Source organism: Streptomyces sp. UNOB3_S3, from assembly GCF_020740895.1.
GTDB lineage: Bacteria > Actinomycetota > Actinomycetes > Streptomycetales > Streptomycetaceae > Streptomyces.
Window position 1 is genome coordinate 1 of record NZ_JAILXP010000564.1, and the last position, 3099, is coordinate 3099.

At 72.4% G+C, this 3099-nt stretch carries 4 protein-coding genes; 1 reads left to right on the forward strand and 3 read right to left on the reverse strand.

Annotated features, from left to right (window positions below; translation table 11 throughout):
• A partial coding sequence (locus K6I33_RS33625; protein WP_229358563.1) for a hypothetical protein occupies nt 1-280 on the reverse strand: 280 nt, incomplete at its 3' end.
• A 12-nt stretch (nt 281-292) separates the two neighbouring features.
• Between K6I33_RS33625 and K6I33_RS33630 the strand changes: the two genes are divergently transcribed.
• Nucleotides 293-679 (forward strand): DUF4234 domain-containing protein, encoded by a 387-nt coding sequence (locus K6I33_RS33630; RefSeq protein ID WP_229358565.1) that lies wholly within the window; start codon nt 293-295, stop codon nt 677-679.
• A gap of 74 nt (nt 680-753) precedes the next feature.
• On the opposite strand, the gene K6I33_RS33635 is transcribed toward K6I33_RS33630, so the two are convergent.
• Together K6I33_RS33635 and K6I33_RS33640 are read right to left on the reverse strand one after the other, a co-directional pair.
• Nucleotides 754-2358: a multicopper oxidase family protein gene (locus K6I33_RS33635; protein WP_229358567.1), complete on the reverse strand. Its 1605-nt coding sequence runs from the start codon at nt 2356-2358 to the stop codon at nt 754-756.
• Nucleotides 2359-2444: 86 nt separating this feature from the next.
• Nucleotides 2445-2864, reverse strand: a complete 420-nt coding sequence (locus tag K6I33_RS33640; protein ID WP_229358569.1) for a DUF6153 family protein — start codon at nt 2862-2864, stop codon at nt 2445-2447.
• Between the last annotated feature and the right edge of the window lie 235 nt (nt 2865-3099).

Here is a 3099-nt window from a genome sequence, read left to right on the forward strand (position 1 = left end):
TGTATAAGAGCCAGCCCCCGGCCCGTACCAGGGCGGTCACCCGCAGCAGCAGCCCTACGGCGGGCAGCAGCAGCCTTATGGCGGCCAGCAGTCTTACGGCGGGCAGCAGCAGCCCTACGGGGGTCAGCAGGCGTACGGCGGCCAGTCGCCCTACGGGGGTCAGCAGCCCTACGGCGGTCAGCCGCAGCCCTACGGCCAGCACGGTCAGCAGTCCGGCTACGGCTACCCGGCCGCCGCCCAGCCCCCGGCGCCCTACGGCCAGCCGCAGGGCGCGTCCCACTACGGCCTGGCCATGAAGCGCCGCAACGTCTTCGGCGTCTGGCTGGGTCTGCCGATCATCACCCTCGGGATCTACACCCTGGTCTGGTACTACAAGATCCATAAGGAGATGGCGGAGTTCGACAGCCGCCGCAAGATCAGCCCGGGCGGCAGCCTGCTCACCCTCCTGTTCGGCGGCATCCTGGTGATCCCGCCGTTCGTGTCCATCTTCAACACCGGCAAGCGGATAGCCGACGCCCAGCGCGCCGCCGGTCTCCAGCCCAGCTGCAGCGGCGGTCTCGGCCTGCTGCTCATCTTCCTCTTCGGGCTGTGGCCGCTGTACTACCAGAGCGAGCTCAACAAGATCGTCGACCACTACCAGGGGACCGCGCCCGGCACCCAGGTTCCGCTGGCGGTCTGAGCCGGGCGAACCGGTGAGAGGGGAGGGCCCGGCGTGGGCCCTCCCCCTTTCCGTCTTTCTGTTCCGTCTTTCCGCTACGCGCGGTAGCCGAGGACCGTCATCATTCCCGACTCCGCGTGGTAGACGTTGTGGCAGTGGATCATCCACAGCCCCGGGTTGTCCGCGTCGAAGTCGACCTCCAGCCGCTTGCCCGGCAGCACGATGGCCGTGTCCTTGCGCGCCCCGCCGCCCGGCAGCGCGAACGTGTGCCCGTGCAGATGCATGGGGTGCCACATCGTGGTGGCGTTGACGAAGGCGAGCCGGACCCGCTCGCCCGCCGCCACCGGATGGCGGTACGAGGGCGAGTACGTCCGCCCGTTGATCGCCCAGTCGTACTTCGCCATCGAGCCCGTCAGCTTCAGCGTGATCGTGCGGTCCGGCCGGCGCTCCTTGAGCGCGACGTCGCCGGCGGCCTTCAGCCGGTCCGCGGTCAGCGGGGCGCCCTCCAGCTCCCGGGGGCGTACGTCCGCCCCGGGCGCCGAGCCGCCGCCCGTCCGCAGCAGGGCCAGCGCGGTGCGCTTCTTGCCCTCGGCCAGGGCGGTGAGCGGGAAGACGCCGTCCTTCACCTCCACCAGGACGTCGTAGCGCTCTCCCATACCGAGCAGGAGTGCGTCCGTCTGTATGTGCTCGACGGGGAAACCATCCGTATGGGTGACGGTCATCCGGTGATCGCCGAGGGCGACCCGGAAGGCGGTGTCACCGCCCGCGTTGATCAGCCGGATCCGGACCCGGTCGCCGGGCTTCGCGGTGAAGGTCTCCGGATCCTCCGGCGTCCGCCCGTTGACCAGGTAGTACGGGTAGGCGACATCGCCGGCGTCACCGCCGAGGACGTCGCTGGTGGCGCCCATCAGCATCCGGGGCGGGCCGGTGGGGGAGGGGGCGGAGGACGCCGTCGTCATCGACATGTGCGACATGCCCGGCATGTCGTGGCCCCCGCCGTGGTCCATGCCCCCGCCGCCGTGGTCCATGCCGCCCATGCCCATGCCCTTGGCGAGCTCCGCGAGCACCGCGTCCGGAGTGCTGCCGTCGACCCCGTCGACCCAGTCGTCGAGCACGACGACCCACTCCTTGTCGTACTTCAGGGGCTCCTTGGGGTCCTCCACGATCAGCGGCGCGTACAGCCCCCGGTCCTGCTGGGTGCCGGAGTGCGGGTGCAGCCAGTACGTGCCCGGGTGCGCGACCGTGAAGCGGTAGTCGTGCGACGCCCCCGCCGCGACCGGGCGCTGCGTCAGCCCCGGGACGCCGTCCATGTCGTTGCGCAGCGCCAGTCCGTGCCAGTGCACGGACGTGGGCACGGGCAGGTGGTTGGCGAGGGTGAGCGCGAGGGTGTCGCCGGCCGTGACGCGGACCTCCCGGCCGGGCAGCGCGTCGCCGTAGGCCCAGCTCGCGACCGTACGGCCGCCCCCCAGGTCCAGCCGCGCGGGAGTCGCGGTGAGCCGTACCCGGCGGACCGGCCCCGTACCGCGCCGGGCCTCGGCGGCGGCCACCTCACGGCCGTCGGGGGAGACGAACCCGGCGGGGGTGGCGGAGGAGGAGGGCGAAGGGCCGTCGCCGGTGCCCTTCGAGCAGGCGGCCAGCAGGCCGGTTCCGGCAGCGGCGATCCCCGCGCCGAGCACGGCGCGGCGGGTGGTTGTGCGCATGGGAGTGCACCTCTGTGGTGTCGGTGGGTGTGCGTGATGAGGAGCGCGTGCGCTGCCGCCGACGAGGCGGGCAGCGGAACGCGCCCCTATACGCGCAGCACCGACAACCGGGCGAGGGCCTTCTGCCGGGGCGGGGGCGGGACCGGCCACAGCGCGCGCGAGAACCACGCGCGGGCGGCCACCGGGCCCGTACCGGTCCGGTCGCGGAGGAAGGCGCCCAGGGAGAGCAGGAAGGCCGCGGCCCAGCCCGCGCCGAGCACGGCGAGGCATACGGACAGCGGATCCATGCCGCCGTGACCGCCGCCGTGGGGGATGGACGCTGCCGGAACGGAAGCGTGGCCCGCACCCGGCATGGCGTGCCCGACCGACGCCATCGCGTGCGCCCCCGCCGCCGGCCCGTGGTCACGCGGGTGCCCGAGTGTGTGCATCGTCACGATGCCGAGCAGCAACGCGGCGAACAGCAGCAGCCGGCCGCACCACGCGGCGACCCTCCGCCGTTCGCGCATCGCCCGCCTCCACAAGCCCGTTGACCTCCCGGCACCCTACCCCCGCGGGGTATCCGCCCTCCAGGCGGGTGGAGGGAGGCGGTGGCCGGACCGGATGTGCGAACCACGGCATGAAGGCCCGATTATGGGACGAAAACGCTTGACCAACCGAACACGTTCGATGCACGGCCCGAAGGACGCTCTCCCCACATGACCATCACGGAACAGGTCCGGGACGAACGTCCCCCCACGGCCG